The following is a 15,693-nucleotide window of genomic DNA, read 5'->3' on the forward strand; positions in this document are numbered from 1 at the left end:
GCGAACGACGAGAGGCCGCCGGCAGGTCGCCGGCGGCCTCTCGCATGCTCTGCTTCGCGCGGCTCAGAGCAGCGCGACGAGCTCCGACGCGAGTCCGACGTAGCCGGCCGGGGTGAGCTCGAGCAGGCGGTTCTTGGCCGCCTGGCTGATCTCGAGGCCGTTGACGAACTCCGTGAGACCGGCGTGGTCCACGCGCTTGCCGCGCGTGAGCTCCTTGAGCAGCGCGTACGGATCGGAGATGGTCGAGCGCCCGGCAGTGACCTCGGCGCGGATGACGGTCTGGATGGCCTCGGCCAGCACCTCCCAGTTCGCGTCGAGGTCGGCGTCGAGCGCGGCGCGGTCGAGGGAGATCTGCCCGAGGCCGCGCTGGATGTTGTCGAGGGCGAGCACCGAGTGGCCGAGGCCGACGCCGATGTTGCGCTGCGTGGTCGAGTCGGTCAGGTCGCGCTGGAGGCGGCTGGTGACGAGCGTCGCAGCCAGCGAGTCGAGCACGGCGCTCGACAGCTCGAGGTTCGCCTCGGCGTTCTCGAACCGGATCGGGTTGACCTTGTGCGGCATCGTCGACGAGCCGGTCGCGCCGGGCTCGGGGACCTGACGGAAATAGCCGAGCGAGATGTAGGTCCAGATGTCGGTCGCGAGGTTGTGCAGGACACGATTGGCGTGCGAGATGCGGGAGTACAGCTCCGCCTGCCAGTCGTGCGACTCGATCTGCGTCGTCAGCGGGTTCCAGTCGAGGCCCAGGCTGCCGACGAACTCGCGCGAGATGCGCGGCCAGTCCGCACCGGGGTCGGCGACGAGGTGGGCCGCGAACGTGCCCGTCGCACCGCTGAACTTGCCGAGGTACTCGGTCTGCTCCACCTGCTTGCGGATGCGCTCCAGGCGATGCACGAAGACGGCGATCTCCTTGCCCATGGTCGTCGGCGTCGCCGGCTGGCCGTGGGTGCGGGCGAGCATCGCGTCGTCGCGGTACTGCAGCGCCTGGGCGCGCAGCTCGGCGATCACGGCACGGAACTTCGGCAGCCACACCCGGTTCACCGCGGCGCTGACCGTGAGGGCGTAGGAGAGGTTGTTGATGTCCTCGCTGGTCGCCGCGAAGTGTGTCAGCTCGGCGATGTGGTCGAGGCCGAGCGCGTGCAGACGCTCGCGCACGAGGTACTCGACGGCCTTCACGTCGTGCTTGGTGGTCGCCTCCAGCTCGGCGAGCCGGTCGATCTCCGGCTGGCCGAAACCATCGGCGAGGGCGCGCAGCGAGCGGATCTGCTCAGCCGTCAGCGGCGACGAGCCGAACATCCGGTGGCCGGTCAGATAGATGAGCCACTCGACCTCGACCTGCACGCGAGCCCGGTTGAGGCCCGCCTCGGAGAGGAAGTCGCCGAGCTCGACCACGGCCGAGCGATAGCGGCCGTCCAGGGGGCTCAGGGGCTGGGGAGGCAGGGCGGTCATGGGGCTCCTCGCGAGGATCGGCGTGTGGGGTTCGCCGCCTATTCTCCCATCCCCGTGCGCCCGGCGCTCCCGCGGCCGTCAGCTGCGGTTGGGCCGCACGATCAGGCCGAACAGCCACGCGATGATGCCCAGCACCAGCGCGCCGAGCACCCCGGCCCAGAAGCCGTCCACGTGCAGGCCGAACCCCATGGCGTCGCTGATCCACGAGACGATCAGCAGCAGGAGGGCGTTCACCACCAGGGAGATGAGCCCGAGCGTGATGATGTAGATCGGGAACGCCACGATGCGGATCGCAGTGCCGACGATCGCGTTGACCACGCCGAAGATCACCGCGATCAGCAGGTAGGTCAGCACGGTCGCGGTCGTTCCGTCCGCGTACGGCTTCACGGTGACGCCGCTGACGATGAACGTCGTCAGCCAGAGCGCCAGGGCGTTGATGATCACCTTGAGCAGGAATCGCATGCGTTCATCATCCCAGGATGGGGGTGTGGGAGACAGGGGTCCCGCTGCCGAGAAAGGAATTCCCCCGCCGGAATGCGGGCGAGACTAAGTTGGTCAGGTGACTTCCGAAGACGCGCTCGGCGTGAAGCTCCGGCCCGAGATCGTGGCGGTCCCCGCCTATCGGCAGGGGCGGGCCGCACCGGCGGACGGCTTCAAGCTGTCCAGCAACGAGAACCCGTACCCTCCTCTGCCCGCCGTCATGGAGGCCGTGGCCGCCACGCTCGGCGAGCTCAACCGGTACCCGAACGCGGGCGGTGCCGATCTGCGGCAGCGGCTCGCGGAGCGGCACGGTGTCGGCGTGGAGCAGGTGCACCTGGGCAGCGGCTCAGTGGCGCTGCTGGCGCAGCTGATCTCGGCTGCCGCGGGCACGGGCGACGAGGTCGTGTACGCGTGGCGCTCGTTCGAGGCGTACCCGGGGCTGGTGACGGTGGCGGGTGCGACGAGCGTGCAGGTGCCGAACCGGGCGGACGGCGGCCATGACCTCGCGGCGATGGCCGCGGCGGTGACCGAGCGGACCCGCGTCGTGATCGTGTGCACGCCCAACAATCCGACCGGGCCGGTGGTGACGGCGGACGAGTTCGCGGAGTTCATGGCCGCGATCCCCTCCGACCTCCTGGTGCTGCTCGACGAGGCGTACTACGAGTTCGTCACCGACGACGCGTCGGTCGACGGCATCCCGCTTCTGGAGCGCTACCCGAACCTCGTCGTGCTGCGCACGTTCTCGAAGGCCTACGGGCTGGCCGCGCTGCGGATCGGTTACGTCGTCGGGCCGGCCGCCGTGCTCGACGCGGCGCGCTCGGCGGCCATCCCGCTCTCCGTGACCGATGCCTCCCGCGTCGCGGCGCTCGCGTCGATCGACGCGGAGGACGAGCTCATGGAGCGCGTCGCCCGGGTGGCGATGCGGCGCGACCGGCTGCGGGAGGCGCTGCTCGCGCAGGGCTGGGCCGTGCCGGAGGCGCAGGGCAACTTCGTGTGGCTGGCCACCGGGGAGCAGACCGAGGCCGCCAACGACGCCTTCTTCGACGCCGGGCTGACGGTGCGTGCCTTCGCCGGCGAAGGCATCCGGATCAGCGTGGGAGAGCAGGAATCTGTGGAGAAACTCCTTGAGGTGGCCGCCGATCTTGTGCGGAACCTACCAAATGACCACCCGGCCAAGCGGTTAGGTTAGAACGGTGGTTGCGACGAACGATACCCCGCGCCCGGCGAACACCGTCCAGCTGCTGACCGCAGACGGCCTGTTCCAGCCGAGTGACGCCGCGGGCGAGTACCTCCCCTACCTCGAGCGACTGGACGAGGACGACTACCGGCGCTTCTACCGCGACATGGTCCGCGTGCGCGCGTTTGACGTCGAGGCGGCCAACCTGCAGCGGCAGGGACAGCTCGGGCTCTGGGTCCCGAGCATCGGCCAGGAGGGCGCCCAGGTGGGGTCTGCGCGCGCCGCCAAGCCGCAGGACAACCTCTTCCCCTCCTACCGCGAGCACATCGTCGGGATGATCCGCGGGATCGACCCGGTCCGCATCCTGGCGCTGCTGCGCGGCGTGACGCACGGCGGCTGGGACCCGACCGACGCCGCCGTGAACAACTTCCACCTGTACACGCTCGTGATCGGCTCGCAGACGCTGCACGCCACCGGATACGCGATGGGCGTGAAGTTCGACGGCAAGGTCGGGACGGGCGATCCGGAGACGGACGAGGCGGTCATCGCCTACTTCGGCGACGGCGCGACGAGCCAGGGCGACGTGAGCGAGGCCTTCGTCTTCGCCGCGAGCTACCAGACCCCGCAGGTCTTCTTCTTGCAGAACAACCACTGGGCGATCTCGGTGCCGGTGTCGACGCAGTCGCGCACGCCGCTGTACCTGCGTTCGAGCGGCTTCGGCATCCCGGGCGTGCAGGTGGACGGCAACGACGTGCTCGCGTCGTACGCCGTGACCGCGAAGCACCTCGACGACGCGCGCAGCGGCGAGGGCCCGAGCATGATCGAGGCACTGACGTACCGGATGGGCGCGCACACCTCGAGCGACGACCCCTCCAAGTACCGCACCGACGAGGAGACGGCGTATTGGGCGGAGCGCGACCCCATTCTGCGCTTCCGGGTCTTCCTGGAGCAGCAGGGGATGGGCCAGGCGTTCTTCGACGCGGCGGACGAGGAGGCGACCGACCTCGCCGCCGACGTGCGCCGCCGGACGCTGCAGCTCGGGCCGCCGCCCATCCAGTCGATGTTCGAGAACGTCTACAGCGAGCCGCACCCCGTGATGGAGGAGCAGCAGCGCTGGCTCGAGGAGTACGAGTCGTCGTTCGGAGGTGACGCATGAACGAGGTGAGAAGCGGAGCCGAGTACGTGGAGGCCGAGCTGATCGAGGGCCAGGACGGCCACGACCAGATTCAGGCCGCCGAGCCGCAGGCCGACACGGAGGCGATCGACGTGGTCGAGATCATCGAGAACGACCCCGACTCCCGCGTCCTGGCGGAGCATGTCGCGGAGCAGGAGTGGTCGCGCGAGTTCTCCATCGACGACGCGACGCAGGTCGACGACGCGGCGCAGGTCGACGACGCGGCGCAGACGCAGGAGCGATCGCAGTCCGACGGCGACGGTGCCGCCGCGGCCCAGGAGGTTCCTGCCGCGGAGGACGTGCCCGCCCCGACACCGGTCGCTCCCGAGGAGCCGGTGCAGAACCTCCCTCTCGTGAAGGCGCTCAACGCCGGGTTGCGCCGTGCGCTCGCCGACGACCCCACCGTGCTCGTCCTGGGTGAGGACGTCGGCCCGCTCGGGGGTGTCTTCCGCGTCACGGAGGGGCTGCAGAAGGAGTTCGGGCCGCAGCGCGTCGTCGACACCCCGCTCGCGGAGGCCGGCATCATCGGCACCGCCATCGGTCTCGCCATGCGCGGCTACCGTCCGGTGGTCGAGATCCAGTTCAACGGCTTCGTCTTCCCCGGGTTCGACCAGATCACGACGCAGCTCGCGAAGATGACCAACCGGCACGAGGGCGCCCTGAAGATGCCGATCGTCGTGCGCATCCCCCACGGCGGCCACATCGGCGCCGTCGAGCACCACCAGGAGGCCCCGGAGGCGTACTTCGCCCACACCGCCGGCCTGCGGATCGTCGCCCCCTCCACGCCGCACGACGCGTACTGGATGATCCAGGAGGCCATCCAGTCGGACGACCCCGTGATCTTCTTCGAGCCGATGAGCCGCTACTGGCCGAAGGGCGAGGTCGACCTGGTCGAGAACGCGACGCCCCTGCACGCCAGCCGTGTCGTCCGCACTGGCACCGACGTCACCGTGGTCGCGTGGGCGGGCATGGTCAGCGTCGCGCTGCGTGCGGCCGAGATCGCCGCCGAGGAGGGGCGCAGCGTGGAGGTCGTCGACCTGCGCTCGCTCTCCCCCATCGACTACGGCCCCGTCGTCCAGTCGGTGCAGAAGACCGGTCGCCTGGTGATCGCCCAGGAGGCGCCCGGGAACGTGTCGGTCGGCTCCGAGATCGCCGCGACCGTGTCGGAGCGCGCGTTCTACTCGCTGGAGTCGCCGGTGCTGCGTGTCGCCGGGTTCGACACCCCGTTCCCGCCGGCGAAGCTCGAAGAGGTCTACCTGCCGGACGCCGACCGCATCCTCGAGGCCGTCGACCGCGCGCTCGCCTACTGAGCGCGCCAACCGAAAGAAGTCGCACATGAGCGAGTCCCAGTTCCTGCTGCCCGACGTGGGCGAGGGCCTGACCGAGGCGGAGATCGTCTCGTGGAAGGTCGCACCTGGCGAACCCGTCGCGGTCAATCAGGTGATCGTCGAGATCGAGACGGCGAAGTCGCTCGTGGAGCTGCCGTCGCCCTTCGAGGGCACGGTCGGCGAGCTGCTCGTCAGCGAGGGCCAGACGGTGGAGGTCGGCACGCCGATCATCACCGTGACCGGCGACGCCGGCGCGGAGGCCCCCGCCGCTCCCGTCAGCGAGGTGGCGGAGGCCGCGGCCGACGCGGCGGCGAGCGTCTCGCACGAGGCGGACGAGCCGAAACCGGGCGCGGTGCTCGTGGGCTACGGGTCGGCCGGACACGGCGCCAGCCGTCGCCGCCGGGCGACCCACCCGGGCACCAGCGCGCTCCCGGTCGTGACGCAGGCGACGATCGCACCCAGCGCTCCTGCTGCTCCTGCGGCCGCCGCGGCTTCCGCGGTCGAGGCGGCGCCGCCGGCCGCGCCCGCACCGAAGCCGACATCCGCGGCGCCGGCCGCGCCGGTCGCCGCTCCCCCGTCCGCGCAGGCGCCCGCCGGGCACACGCTGGCGACGGGCGCCCCTGTCATCGCCAAGCCGCCGATCCGCAAGCTCGCGAAGGACCTCGGTGTGGACCTCTCGACGGTCACCCCCACGGGCCCGATCGGCGATGTGACTCGCGACGACGTGCTGCGCGAGGCGACCCAGGCGAGCGTGTTCCGCAACATCCAGACGCCCGAGTGGCCGGACGACCGCGAGGAGCGCATCCCGGTCAAGGGGGTGCGCAAGGCCATCGCCAACGCGATGTCGACCAGCGCGTTCACCGCCCCGCACGTCAGCCTCTTCGTGGACGTCGACGCGACCCGCACCATGGAGTTCGTCAAGCGCCTCAAGAACTCGGCCGACTTCGTGGGTGTCAAGATCTCCCCCTTGCTCATCGTGGCCAAGGCGATCATCTGGGCCGTGCGCCGCAATCCGACCGTCAACTCGTCGTGGACCGACGAGGAGATCATCGTGCGCCACTACGTCAACCTGGGCATCGCGGCGGCGACCCCGCGCGGCCTGATCGTCCCCAACATCAAGGAAGCCCAGGGTATGACCCTGCTCGAGCTCGCCACGGCGCTCGAGCAGCTGACCCTGACCGCCCGCGACGGCAAGACGCCGCCCGCCGACATGGCCGGCGGAACGATCACGATCACCAACATCGGCGTCTTCGGCATGGACACCGGCACGCCCATCCTCAACCCGGGCGAGGTCGGCATCGTCGCGCTCGGCACGATCAAGCAGAAGCCCTGGGTCGTCGACGGCGAGGTGCGCCCGCGCTACGTCACGACCGTCGGCGCCTCGTTCGACCACCGGGTGGTCGACGGAGATGTGGCCTCCCGTTTCCTCGCCGATGTCGCCTCCATCATCGAGGAGCCCGCGCTGCTGCTCGACTGAGCGTCGCCGCGCCCCCCTCGGGCGAGCGCGCCTCTGTGGGACGAGCGCGCCGGGGCGCCCCGCCGCGGACGTCCCGAACGACCGCGGGGGCGCCGTGGACAGACGAGAAGCCCCGCCCGGGACCGTGCACGGTCGACCGGGCGGGGCCTCCTCGGTTGGGGGACACCGAGGTCTCGGGAGCCGTCAGCCGATGCCCTCCAGGACGTCGGTCTCCGTCGAGCCGATGGCGTCGATGACGTCCGGCCGATTCCTCGCGACCCAGGCGTAGCGGCCCACGCCGGCGATGACGGCGACGAGGAACAGCAACGGGATGATGTTGAGCGGGAAGGCCGGGATCGGCACGACGTTCACCCAGAACACGTACGCCATCCCGCCGACGGCGATCACGACGCAGGGCCAGACGAGCCAGTTGCGGATTCCCATGCGGCGCAGGAAGATCGGCGCGGCGATCGCGACGGCGGCGTAGGCGACCATGTAGCCGAACGTCCCGAAGGTGTCGACCCACACGAGGACGTCGTTCGCGTCGACGCCGAACAGGTAGAGCACGACCGGCACGAGGATGACCAGCGGTGCGAAGACCAGCAGGGCGCGGTGCGGGGTGAGCAGCGTGGCGTGGGTGGTGCCGAGGTACTTCGGGGCGATGCCCTCCTTGCCCATCACGTAGACGATGCGGCCGATCACGTTGAGCGGGGCGACGACCACGGCGAAGAACGAGGCGGCGATGCCGAGGTTCAGGACGGGGTTGAACCAGCTGGGGAGTCCCACGATGGTCGCGATGTCGTCGAGCGGGCTGACGGACTCGCCCAGCTTGTCGCCGAGGACGGCGACCTGGGTGTACGCGGCGAACACGTAGAGCACGCCGACCCCGAGAGCGCTCCACATGATGGCGCGCGGGATGGCCTTGAACGGGTTGCGCGCCTCCCTGCCCAGCGCGTCGGCGCTCGAGAACCCGACGAAGCCGAGGATGGCGAGCACCATGCCGATGGCGACGCCCTGCGGCTCCACGCCTTCGAGGGTGAACTGCGACGGGTCGAAGGCCGCGGGGCCCGCATTCGCCAGCGCGATGACCAGCAGGATGGTGATGATGGTCACCGAGACGATCTCGAGTACCAGCGAGACCCGCGCCGAGACGCGCACGCCCCACACGGTGAAGAGCGCGGCGAGACCGCCGAGCACGACCGCGAGCAGGATCTGCCCGGCCGTGCCGCCGATCCCGACGCCGACCTGGTTGAGGAAGGCGCCGAAGTGGATGACCGCACCGCTGAGCGAACCGGCAGCGATGCCGAAGCAGCCGATCACGAGCGTGAGGCCGGTGAGGAACGCGCCGAACGGGCCGAGGCCGGCGGCGGCGTAGTTGTAGAGCGAGCCGGCGGACGCGCGGCGCTTGGCGAACTGCGAGATGCAGTAGCCGACGGCCAGGATGACGACGGTCGCGAGGGCGAACGAGAGCCAGGTGCCCCTGCCCGCTGTGACGAAGATCGCGGCGGCGGTGAAGGCGATGACGGCGGAGGGGGCGATGTTGGCGATGGCCTGGGCGACGAGCTCGGCGCCGCCCATGGCGCCGCGGCGCAGGCCGCTCTCACTCGCCGCCGGGCGCGCCGGGGAGGTGGTTTCGGTCGAAGACAACGGTGTCCTGCCTTTCGGGGGAGAGGACGCGGGATGGAGGGGAGGGTGGGGCTCAGGGGATGAGCAGGGTGCGCAGCGCGGTGCCCTCCTGCAGGGCATCGAGCGCCTGCTCGGCCTCGGCGAGCGGACGGCGTCCGCTGACGAGCAGGTCGAGCTCCAGGTCGCCGTCCATGTAGCGGTCGACGAGCGCGGGGATGTCGATCGACGGCCGCACGCTTCCGTAGTTGGAGCCCAGGATGCGCTGGTCGGCCTCGGCGAGCACGAGCGGCTCGAACGAGGCGCGGGCGCCTGTCGGGGGCAGGCCGACGATGACGGCGGCCCCGCCGAGGCCGAGCATGCGGATGGCCTGCTCGGTGGTGGCGGTGTTGCCGATGGCGTCGAACGCGTAGTCGACGCCATCGGGGAGGATCTCGCGGAGCGCCTCGACGGCGTCCTGCGTGGAGGCGTCGATCTCGTCCGTGGCGCCGAGCCGGCGGGCGAGCGCGGTCTTCTCGGCGCGGACGTCGACGGCGACGATGCGGGAGGCGCCGGCGAGGCGGGCGCCCTGGATGACGGAGAGACCGACGCCGCCGCAGCCGATGACGACCACGATGGAGCCGGGTTCGACGGCGGCCGTGTTGGTGACGGCGCCGACGCCGGTGGCGACTGCGCAGCCCACGAGGGCGATGACGTCGAGCGGGGCGTCGTCGCGCACCTTGATCGCTCCGGAGGCCGGGACGACGGCCTCCTCGGCGAACGACGAGACGCCGAGGTAGTGGTGGAGGGGCTCGCCGTCGATCGACAGGCGGGAGGTGCCGTCCTGCAGCACGCCGTTGGGGGCGACCACGTTGGCGGCGACCTGGCAGCGGGCCTCGTGGCCGGCCAGGCAGTAGCGGCACTCGTTGCACGGCGCGACCCAGGAGAGCACGACGTGGTCGCCCTCGGCGAGGGTGGAGACGCCCGGGCCGACCGCGGTGACGACGCCGGAGCCCTCGTGTCCCATCACCAGGGGCGACGGCGCGTCCCACTCGTTGCGGCGCACGTGCAGGTCGGAGTGGCAGACGCCGGCGGCCGCGATCCTCACCCGCACCTCGCCCGGTCCGGGCTGGGCGAGGTCGACGTCGGTGTACTCGATGGAGCTGTCGGTGCTGTCGAAGACGATGGCTTTCACTGCGGGTTCCTCAGGGGTTCGGGGCGCGTCATTACGATGGTGGAAATGCTATGAGCAGTGCTCAGCGCCGGATACCCGCCGTTTCGTCCACCCCGTTGCGCCGCGCACACCGAAACGTCGTGCGGCCGCATGCGCACGCAGGAGAGGACAGGCGATGGATGCCGTCGACGCCGCCGAGGCCCGGCTCGTGGCGAGCGGCATCATCTCCCTCACGCTGGCGGCGAGGCGTGGCGGCACCGAGGGCGTCGTCACCACCCTGTCGCGCCTCCTGAACGGCTGGGCCGTGCTTGTCGACCGGTACGGCGAGCCGATCGCGGCCGTCGGGGCGGGCCGCATCCACATCGACGACGCGATCACCGCCGCGACCCAGCGCAGCAGACGGCAGCGCAACGTCGAGCTGCAGACCTTCCCCGTCGGCCGGCCGGAGGATCCTCGGGCGACGCTCGTGGTCTCCGCCCGGCGTGGCGCCACGAGCCGCACCAGGGATCTCGCCACGCAGGCGGCGGCTCTGCTCGACCTCACCTACTTCCCTCACCGCGACGCGCGGCTCGAGCAGCTCGCGCGGCAGGATGCGGTCGAGGTGCTGCTGCACGCACCCGCCGCCCTCGCCCGATCGGTCGCAGCGCGCTGGGGGCTGACCGGCGACCTGGTCGTCTGCGTCGTGAAATCGCGCTCGCGCGCGGTGGTGCTCGAGACGAAGGCGCTCGACTGGCTGGAGGAACTCGAGCTGCCTCCCGTCGCGGGTGTGCTCGACGGGGACGCCGTTGTCGTGATCGCCCCGGAGGCCGTCGGCGCCTGGATCGATCGGGTGGTCGTCGCGGCGACGACGGAACGGGTCCCGGTGCGCTGTGGGATCAGCGCTCCGGCGGCACCGGGCGCGCTCGCCGAGGCGCGGTCGCAGGCCGACCGTGCCGTCGGCGTCGCGCTGGCCGACGACCGGCCCGCCGTCGAGTTCGCGCGCATGGCGAGCGTGGCCGAGCTGCTGCGGGCCCTCCCCTCGTCAGCGGTGACGGCGCTCGTCGAGCCGCTGCGCCCCCTCGCCGCGGAGTCCGATGGCCAGCTGCTGGAGTCGCTGCGGGTGTTCCTCGCGGAGAACGGCAGCTGGGAGGCCGCGGCCACACAGCTGGGCGTGCACCGTCACACGCTGCGCAACCGCATGCAGAAGATCGAGGAGCTGACCGGGTTGTCGATGACGAGCGCCGAGGACCGTGCGCTCGCCTGGCTGGCGCTGCAAGCCCGCAGCTGATTTTGACAATCATTCTCAACAAGGCGTAGGTTCGTAGTGGCCCGGAACTCCGGCGCCCGCCCGAACCCTCCCCGCCGACTTAGACAGGTCCCGCTCATGCAGAAGCGCCCCCTCCTCGCGATCGCCCTCACGGCCGCCGCGGCCCTCGCCCTCACCGGCTGCTCGGCCGGATCCTCCGGCTCCTCGACCGACGACGGGAAGGTCCGCGTCGTCGCCAGCACGAACGTGTACGGCGACATCGCGCACACCATCGCCGGCGATGCGGTCGAGGTCACGTCGATCATGTCCGACCCGAACCAGGACCCGCACTCGTTCGAAGCCAGCGCCCAGAGCCAGCTCGCGATCTCGAAGGCCGACATCCTCATCGAGAACGGCGGAGGCTACGACGACTTCATGGAGACGCTGCGCAAGGGCGCCAAGAACTCGAGCCAGAAGGTGCTGAACGTCGTCGACATCTCCGGGAAGAAGCCCGTGGACGGCGAGCTCAACGAGCACGTCTGGTACGACTTCCCCACTGTCGCGAAGTTCGCGGGCGAACTCACCGACGCCCTGAGCGCGGCCGATCCCAGCCAGAAGAGCGTCTTCGAGAAGAACGCGGCCGCCTTCACCGACAAGCTGGACGCCCTGGAGAAGAAGGAGTCCGACCTCAAATCGCGGTATGCGGGCGAGGGTGCGGCGATCACCGAGCCGGTGCCGCTGTACATGCTCCAGGCGATCGGCCTGGAGGACAAGACGCCGGAGGACTTCAGCAAGGCGATCGAGGACGGCACCGACGTCTCGCCGGCGGTGCTGCAGCAGACGCTCGAGCTCTTCTCGAACCACACGGTGAAGCTGCTCGCCTACAATGAGCAGACCAGCGGCCCCGAGACCGAGAAGGTGCTCGCCGCCGCCAAGCAGGCCGGCGTGCCCGTCGTGCCCGTCACCGAGACCCTCCCGAGCGGCAAGGACTACATCGGCTGGATGAACGCGAACGTGGACGCCATCGCCACGGCACTCGGCGAATGACCGAACCCCTTGCGCGGGTCGCCGCGCCCACCGAGCGAGGTGTCGTGCTGCAATTGCGCGACGCCTCGCTCGGTTTCGGCGACCGCACCCTCTGGAGCGGCCTCGACCTCGACGTCCACGCGGGCGAGTTCGTCGCGGTCCTCGGGCCGAACGGATCCGGCAAGACCAGCCTCCTGCGCGCCATCCTCGGTCAGCAGCGCCTCGACGGCGGTTCGATCGTCTTCGACGGGCACCCTGTGCGCCGCGGAGACCGCCGGATCGGCTACATCCCGCAGCAGAAGCTCATCCCGGCGGGCACGCCCATGCGCGCCCGCGATCTCGTGCGGCTCGGGGTGGACGGGCACCGCTGGGGCATCCCGCTGCCGAACCGTGCCGACCGGGCACGCACGGAGGAGCTCATCGACGCGGTCGGGGCCCGCCGCTACGCGGACTCCCCCGTCGGCTCCCTCTCCGGCGGCGAGCAGCAGCGCCTGCGGGTCGCTCAGGCGCTCGCCGGTGACCCGGTCATGCTGCTCTGCGACGAGCCGCTCCTCTCCCTCGACCTGCAGCACCAGCGCGGCGTGAGCGAGCTGATCGACAAGCGGCGCCGCGATCAGGGCAGCGCCGTGGTCTTCGTCACGCACGACGTCAACCCGGTGCTCGGGATGGTCGATCGCGTGCTCTACCTCGCGGGCGGCCGGTTCCGCACCGGCACCCCGGACGAGGTGCTGCGCAGCGACGTGCTCACGGACCTCTACGGGACGCCGGTCGACGTCATCCGTAGTCGCGGACGGATCGTCGTGGTCGGCATCCCCGATTCCGAGACCCACGCGCACCACGACCACACCCACGCACCGCACCCGGAGCCGGCCGCATGATCCTCCACCTCGCCGCCTCGGGCGACCTCTGGTCGCAACTGTTCTCGTTCGCCGACTACGGCGAGCTGCTCGCCCTCGTGAAGAACTCGATCTTCGCCGGCGCGGTGCTCGGCGTCGTCGGAGGCCTGATCGGCGTCTTCGTGATGCAGCGCGATATGGCCTTCGCCGTGCACGGCATCAGCGAGCTGTCGTTCGCCGGCGCGTCGGCGGCGCTGCTGTTCGGCGCGAACGTCGTCGTCGGCTCGCTCTTCGGCTCCCTGCTCGCCGCCGTGCTGATCGGGCTGCTGGGCGCGAAGGCGCGCGACCGCAACTCGATCATCGCCGTCCTGATGCCGTTCGGCCTCGGCCTCGGCATCCTCTTCCTGGCGCTGTACCCGGGGCGCAGTGCGAACAAGTTCGGCCTGCTCACGGGCCAGATCGTCTCCGTGGACGACCCCCAGCTCGGCTGGCTGATCGGCATCGGCGTGGTCGTGCTCATCGGCCTGCTGCTGATGTGGCGCCCGCTCTCGTTCGACAGCCTGGACGCGGATGTCGCCGCCGCCCGTGGCATCCCGACCCGCTTCGTCGCGCTGGCGTTCATGGTGCTCCTCGGGCTGGCGGTCGCGGTGTCGGTGCAGATCGTCGGAGCCCTCCTGGTGCTGTCGCTGCTCGTCACCCCCGCCGCCGCCGCGATGCGCGTGTCGTCGTCGCCCCTCCTCGTCCCCGTGCTCAGCGTCGTGTTCGCCCTCGTCTCGGTGGTCGGCGGCATCCTGCTCGCCCTCGGCAGCTCCCTGCCGATCAGCCCCTACGTCACCACCATCTCCTTCGTCATCTACGTCGTGTGCCGCCTCGTCGGCGTGCGGCGCGAACGCGGTTCACGGCGACTCGTGAGCCAGGCGGGCTAGCCTGAGACCGTGAAGCGGAACACCTGGCAGCGGGAGGCCGTCCGAGAGGCCCTGTCCTCGACGGAGGGCTTCATCAGCGCGCAGTCGCTGCACCTCAACCTCCACGAGACCGGCTCCCCGATCGGCCTGGCCACGGTGTACCGCGCGCTCGCCGACCTCGCCGCGGAGGGGGATGCGGACTCGCTGCAGTCCCCCGAGGGAGAGAGCCTCTACCGCGCCTGCACCGGCGGCCACCACCACCACCTCATCTGCCGCAACTGCGGCCTCACCGTCGAGATCGAGGCCGACGCGGTCGAGGAATGGGCTCGTTCGGCGGCAGCGGCGCACGGCTTCACGCAGGCGCAGCACGTCGTCGACGTCTTCGGGCTGTGCGCGAACTGCTCCCGCGGATTTGCCAGTACCCCGGGCGTGTCGTAGAGTTGTTCTTTGGCTGAGTGGGCTCCTCCTGCTCAGATCGCGTTCGAAACCCTCACACCCTTCCAAGCGTGGGGAAGTCGTGCGCCGACAAGTGACCTTGGGTGAGGCCGTCCGGCCTCACGGTATTGGAGAAGAAAGCAATGGCAGCAGTGTGCCAGGTGACTGGAGCCGTCCCCGGCTTCGGTCACTCCATCTCGCACTCGCACCGTCGCAACAAGCGCCGGTTCGACCCGAACATCCAGAAGAAGACGTACTACGTTCCGTCGCTTCGCCGTAACGTCACCCTGACCCTGAGCGCCAAGGGCATCAAGGTCATCGACGCCCGTGGCATCGAGGCCGTCGTGAAGGACCTCCTGGCCCGTGGGGAGAAGATCTAATGGCAAAGCAGCAGGACATCCGTCCGATCATCAAGCTCCGTTCCACGGCGGGCACCGGGTACACCTACGTCACCCGCAAGAACCGCCGCAACAACCCTGACCGTCTCGTGCTCAAGAAGTACGACCCCGTCGTGCGCAAGCACGTCGACTTCCGAGAGGAGCGCTAAACATGGCCAAGAAGTCCAAGATCGCCAAGAACGAGCAGCGCAAGGTCGTCGTCGAGCGCTACGCCGCCCGTCGTGCCGAGCTCAAGAAGGCTCTCGTCGACCCGAACGGCACCGACGAGTCCCGCGAGGCCGCGCGCGTCGGTCTGCAGAAGCTCCCCCGCGACGCCTCGCCGATCCGCGTCCGCAACCGCGACGCCGTCGACGGCCGTCCGCGCGGAAACCTCAGCAAGTTCGGCATCTCGCGCGTGCGCTTCCGCGACATGGCGCACCGTGGCGAGCTGCCCGGCATCACCAAGTCCAGCTGGTAATCAGCGGGCGACGCACGAAAGGGGCGTCCGGTTTCCGACCGGGCGCCCCTTTTCGTCGTCCCGGGAGGCCTCCGCAAGGTGAAAGAGCGGTGGGAAACGCCGAAAATCCGCGTGTTTCCGCGGATTCCTGATACATTCGAGGCGGTCATCCGACCAAACGTTATGGCCCTCCGCGGCCGTGGCTGTTCCACTGCAAGCTGGAGATCCAGCACAACGTCCGAGGAGGACACTCAATGGCTGACAAGTCGCTGAACAAGACCGAGCTCGTCGCTGCCGTCGCCGCGGCGTCGGGGCAGAGCCAGGCCACCGTCTCCGGTGTCGTCGACGCTTTCTTCGCGACCATCTCCGAGACCGTCGCCGCCGGTGGCAAGGTCACCATCCCGGGCTGGCTCGCCGCCGAGCGCACCGAGACCGCTGCCCGCACCGGCCGCAACCCGCAGACCGGCGCCGAGATCTCGATCCCGGCCGGCCACCGCGTCAAGCTGACCGCGGGCTCGAAGCTGAAGGCTGCCGTCAAGTAAGTCCCCTTCGCTTTGCCCGAGGGCGGCGCCGCGCACTGCGGCGCCGCCTTCGTCGT

General features: G+C 70.3%; 17 protein-coding genes. 13 read left to right on the top strand and 4 right to left on the bottom strand.

From position 1 onward, the window contains the following. Positions 1-63: 63 nt before the first annotated feature. Positions 64-1,443, bottom strand: coding sequence for an adenylosuccinate lyase (purB, locus tag LLS1_RS00945; RefSeq protein ID WP_226653198.1), 1,380 nt, complete (start codon positions 1,441-1,443; stop codon positions 64-66). A 78-nt stretch (positions 1,444-1,521) separates the two neighbouring features. Further along, positions 1,522-1,905 (bottom strand): phage holin family protein, encoded by a 384-nt coding sequence (locus tag LLS1_RS00950; RefSeq protein WP_223358656.1) that lies wholly within the window; start codon positions 1,903-1,905, stop codon positions 1,522-1,524. A 97-nt stretch (positions 1,906-2,002) separates the two neighbouring features. Between LLS1_RS00950 and LLS1_RS00955 the strand changes: the two genes are divergently transcribed. The 4 genes from LLS1_RS00955 to LLS1_RS00970 all read left to right on the top strand — a co-directional run bounded on the left by LLS1_RS00955 (position 2,003) and on the right by LLS1_RS00970 (position 7,079). Beyond that, complete coding sequence (locus LLS1_RS00955) at positions 2,003-3,112, top strand: histidinol-phosphate transaminase (protein ID WP_226653199.1); 1,110 nt, start codon at positions 2,003-2,005, stop codon at positions 3,110-3,112. 4 nt (positions 3,113-3,116) lie between these two features. Then, positions 3,117-4,256, top strand: coding sequence for a pyruvate dehydrogenase (acetyl-transferring) E1 component subunit alpha (gene pdhA, locus LLS1_RS00960; protein WP_226653200.1), 1,140 nt, complete (start codon positions 3,117-3,119; stop codon positions 4,254-4,256). Between the two features lie 317 nt (positions 4,257-4,573). After that, positions 4,574-5,584, top strand: a complete 1,011-nt coding sequence (locus tag LLS1_RS00965) for an alpha-ketoacid dehydrogenase subunit beta (RefSeq protein ID WP_374758232.1) — start codon at positions 4,574-4,576, stop codon at positions 5,582-5,584. A gap of 25 nt (positions 5,585-5,609) precedes the next feature. After that, positions 5,610-7,079, top strand: a complete 1,470-nt coding sequence (locus tag LLS1_RS00970) for a dihydrolipoamide acetyltransferase family protein (protein WP_226653201.1) — start codon at positions 5,610-5,612, stop codon at positions 7,077-7,079. A 183-nt stretch (positions 7,080-7,262) separates the two neighbouring features. Here LLS1_RS00970 and LLS1_RS00975 read toward each other — a convergent pair whose 3' ends face one another. After that, on the bottom strand, positions 7,263-8,705 hold the full coding sequence (locus tag LLS1_RS00975) for an APC family permease (RefSeq protein WP_226653202.1): 1,443 nt from the start codon (positions 8,703-8,705) through the stop codon (positions 7,263-7,265). A gap of 52 nt (positions 8,706-8,757) precedes the next feature. After that, positions 8,758-9,855: a zinc-binding dehydrogenase gene (locus LLS1_RS00980; protein WP_226653203.1), complete on the bottom strand. Its 1,098-nt coding sequence runs from the start codon at positions 9,853-9,855 to the stop codon at positions 8,758-8,760. A gap of 154 nt (positions 9,856-10,009) precedes the next feature. Here LLS1_RS00980 and LLS1_RS00985 point away from each other — a divergent pair, with 154 nt between their 5' ends. From LLS1_RS00985 to LLS1_RS01025, 9 genes are all read left to right on the top strand, one after another. Next, on the top strand, positions 10,010-11,101 hold the full coding sequence (locus tag LLS1_RS00985; RefSeq protein ID WP_226653204.1) for a CdaR family transcriptional regulator: 1,092 nt from the start codon (positions 10,010-10,012) through the stop codon (positions 11,099-11,101). 96 nt (positions 11,102-11,197) lie between these two features. Beyond that, positions 11,198-12,106: a metal ABC transporter solute-binding protein, Zn/Mn family gene (locus LLS1_RS00990; protein WP_226653205.1), complete on the top strand. Its 909-nt coding sequence runs from the start codon at positions 11,198-11,200 to the stop codon at positions 12,104-12,106. After that, positions 12,103-12,963: a metal ABC transporter ATP-binding protein gene (locus LLS1_RS00995; RefSeq protein ID WP_226653206.1), complete on the top strand. Its 861-nt coding sequence runs from the start codon at positions 12,103-12,105 to the stop codon at positions 12,961-12,963. The genes LLS1_RS00990 and LLS1_RS00995 overlap by 4 nt, the downstream gene beginning before the upstream one ends. Beyond that, positions 12,960-13,847 (top strand): metal ABC transporter permease, encoded by an 888-nt coding sequence (locus LLS1_RS01000; RefSeq protein WP_226653207.1) that lies wholly within the window; start codon positions 12,960-12,962, stop codon positions 13,845-13,847. Before LLS1_RS00995 ends, LLS1_RS01000 begins: the two co-directional genes overlap by 4 nt. A gap of 9 nt (positions 13,848-13,856) precedes the next feature. Further along, the gene (locus tag LLS1_RS01005) at positions 13,857-14,264 is read left to right on the top strand and encodes a Fur family transcriptional regulator (RefSeq protein WP_226653208.1); all 408 of its coding nucleotides are present in this window, start codon (positions 13,857-13,859) and stop codon (positions 14,262-14,264) included. A gap of 140 nt (positions 14,265-14,404) precedes the next feature. Next, on the top strand, positions 14,405-14,641 hold the full coding sequence (rpmB, locus tag LLS1_RS01010; protein WP_223358644.1) for a 50S ribosomal protein L28: 237 nt from the start codon (positions 14,405-14,407) through the stop codon (positions 14,639-14,641). Then, positions 14,641-14,808: a 50S ribosomal protein L33 gene (gene rpmG, locus LLS1_RS01015; RefSeq protein WP_021760158.1), complete on the top strand. Its 168-nt coding sequence runs from the start codon at positions 14,641-14,643 to the stop codon at positions 14,806-14,808. The genes rpmB and rpmG overlap by 1 nt, the downstream gene beginning before the upstream one ends. Before the next feature lie 2 nt (positions 14,809-14,810). Continuing rightward, on the top strand, positions 14,811-15,116 hold the full coding sequence (rpsN, locus tag LLS1_RS01020) for a 30S ribosomal protein S14 (RefSeq protein ID WP_223358643.1): 306 nt from the start codon (positions 14,811-14,813) through the stop codon (positions 15,114-15,116). Between the two features lie 233 nt (positions 15,117-15,349). Further along, positions 15,350-15,637 (top strand): HU family DNA-binding protein, encoded by a 288-nt coding sequence (locus LLS1_RS01025; RefSeq protein WP_021760167.1) that lies wholly within the window; start codon positions 15,350-15,352, stop codon positions 15,635-15,637. Positions 15,638-15,693: the final 56 nt, after the last annotated feature.

The sequence above is a fragment of the Leifsonia sp. LS1 genome (assembly GCF_020521355.1).
Lineage (GTDB): Bacteria > Actinomycetota > Actinomycetes > Actinomycetales > Microbacteriaceae > Leifsonia.

Bases quoted from the DNA above. Each gene is read 5' to 3' on its own strand.
- purB (WP_226653198.1), bottom strand. From the start codon at position 1,443: ATGACCGCCCTGCCTCCCCAGCCCCTGAGCCCCCTGGACGGCCGCTAT.
- LLS1_RS00950 (WP_223358656.1), bottom strand. From the start codon at position 1,905: ATGCGATTCCTGCTCAAGGTGATCATCAACGCCCTGGCGCTCTGGCTG.
- LLS1_RS00970 (WP_226653201.1), top strand. From the start codon at position 5,610: ATGAGCGAGTCCCAGTTCCTGCTGCCCGACGTGGGCGAGGGCCTGACC.
- LLS1_RS00985 (WP_226653204.1), top strand. From the start codon at position 10,010: ATGGATGCCGTCGACGCCGCCGAGGCCCGGCTCGTGGCGAGCGGCATC.
- LLS1_RS00990 (WP_226653205.1), top strand. From the start codon at position 11,198: ATGCAGAAGCGCCCCCTCCTCGCGATCGCCCTCACGGCCGCCGCGGCC.
- LLS1_RS00995 (WP_226653206.1), top strand. From the start codon at position 12,103: ATGACCGAACCCCTTGCGCGGGTCGCCGCGCCCACCGAGCGAGGTGTC.
- LLS1_RS01000 (WP_226653207.1), top strand. From the start codon at position 12,960: ATGATCCTCCACCTCGCCGCCTCGGGCGACCTCTGGTCGCAACTGTTC.
- rpmB (WP_223358644.1), top strand. From the start codon at position 14,405: ATGGCAGCAGTGTGCCAGGTGACTGGAGCCGTCCCCGGCTTCGGTCAC.
- rpmG (WP_021760158.1), top strand. From the start codon at position 14,641: ATGGCAAAGCAGCAGGACATCCGTCCGATCATCAAGCTCCGTTCCACG.
- rpsN (WP_223358643.1), top strand. From the start codon at position 14,811: ATGGCCAAGAAGTCCAAGATCGCCAAGAACGAGCAGCGCAAGGTCGTC.
- LLS1_RS01025 (WP_021760167.1), top strand. From the start codon at position 15,350: ATGGCTGACAAGTCGCTGAACAAGACCGAGCTCGTCGCTGCCGTCGCC.